The sequence below is a fragment of the Herbaspirillum sp. B65 genome (assembly GCF_000333555.1).
GTDB classification, from domain to species: Bacteria; Pseudomonadota; Gammaproteobacteria; order Burkholderiales; family Burkholderiaceae_D; genus Herbaspirillum; species Herbaspirillum rubrisubalbicans.
This window is the reverse complement of record NZ_BADI01000540.1, coordinates 1-1,901: the sequence shown is the minus strand read 5'-3', so window position 1 is coordinate 1,901 and position 1,901 is coordinate 1. Positions and strand designations below refer to the sequence as shown.

General features: G+C 62.7%; 1 protein-coding gene. It reads left to right on the top strand.

Annotated features, from left to right (window positions below; translation table 11 throughout):
• A partial coding sequence (locus I5W_RS13125) for a beta strand repeat-containing protein (protein WP_044529562.1) occupies nt 1-1,901 on the top strand: 1,901 nt, incomplete at both ends.

Here is a 1,901-nt window from a genome sequence, read left to right as displayed (position 1 = left end):
TGGCCGGGCAGTGCGGGCTTTGCTGGAGGGGATACCTACAGCGGCATCCAGAACGTGATCGGTTCGGCCTACGATGACACCTTCATCGCCGATAACAACCACAACGTCCTCGACGGCGGCCTGGGCTCCAATACCGTCAGCTATGCCTTCTCGACGGCGGCCGTGACGGTCAACCTGGTCAACGGCACCGGCACGGGCGGCTTTGCCGATGGCGACACTTACCTCAACATCCAGAATGTGGTCGGCTCCGCCCTGGATGACCTGGTCATCGCCAACAGCCAGGCCAACAGCATCGATGGCGGCAGCAGCACCGCCAGTTCGCACAACCGGGTCAGCTATGCCAGCTCCAATGCGGCCGTCACGGTGGACCTGAACTACACCAATGGCACCGGTACCTCGGGTGGTTACGCGGCCGGCGACAAGCTGGCCAACATCCAGGATCTGACCGGCAGCATCTACGACGATACCTTCGTGGCCAGTGCCGCGGCCAACAACTTCGACGGTGGCACCAGCACCTCCAGTTCGCACAATCGGGTCAGCTATGCCAGTTCCAATGCCGCCGTCACGGTGGACCTGAACTACACCAACGGCACCGGCACCTCGGGCGGCTATGCAGCGGGGGACACGCTGACCAACATCCAGGACCTGACCGGCAGCAGCTTCGACGATGTGTTCGTGGCCAGCGCTGCGGCCAACAATTTCGATGGCGGCGCCAGCACCGCCAGTTCGCACAACCGGGTCAGCTATGCCAGCTCCAACGCTGGCGTCACGGTCGATCTGAACTACACGGACGGCACCGGCACCTCCGGTGGTTATGCCGCTGGCGATACCCTGACCAACATCCAGGACCTGACCGGCAGCAACTACGACGATACCTTCGTGGCCAGTGCTGTGGCCAACCATTTCGATGGTGGCGGTGGCAACAACACCGTCAGCTATGCCCGTGCCAATGATGGCAATGGCGTCACGGTGGACCTGTTCCAGCGGGTGGGCAGCAATGGCTTTGCCGCAGGCGATCAGTACACCAACATCCAGAACGTCATCGGCAGCAACTACGACGATCTCTTCATCGCCGACAACAACGCCAACAGCTTTGCCGGGGGCGCGGGCTCCAACACGGTGAGCTACGTCAATTCCACAGCGGCGGTGACGGTCAACCTGGCCAGCGGTTCGGGTAGCGGCGGTTTCGCCCAGGGCGATAGCTATAGCAGCATCCAGAACGTCATCGGTTCTTCCTTTGACGACACCATCATCGCCAGCAGTGACGCCAACGTCATCGATGGTGGTGCCAGCACGTCCAGTTCGCACAACCGGGTCAGCTATGCCAGCTCCAACGCCGCCGTCACGGTGGACCTGAACTACACCGATGGCACCGGCACCTCGGGTGGCTATGCGGCTGGCGACAAGCTCTCCAACATCCAGGACCTGACCGGCAGCAGCTTTGACGATACCTTCGTGGCCAGTGCCGCGGCCAACAACTTCGACGGTGGCAGCAGCACCGCCAGTTCGCACAACCGGGTCAGCTATGCCAGTTCCAATGCCGCCGTCACGGTCGACCTGAACTACACCAACGGCACCGGCACCTCGGGCGGCTATGCCGCGGGCGACACGCTGACCAACATCCAGGATCTGACCGGCAGCAGCTTCGACGATACCTTCGTGGCCAGCGCTGCGGCCAACAACTTCGATGGTGGCACCAGCACGTCCGGTTCGCACAACCGCGTCAGCTACGCCAGCTCGACGGCCGGCGTGGTGGTGGACCTGAATTCGACCGATGGCACCGGTACGTCCGGTGGCTATGCGGCCGGCGACACCCTGGTCAACATCCAGGACCTGACCGGTAGCAACTACGACGATACCTTCGTGGCCAGTGCTGCGGCCAACAATTTCGATGGTGGCGG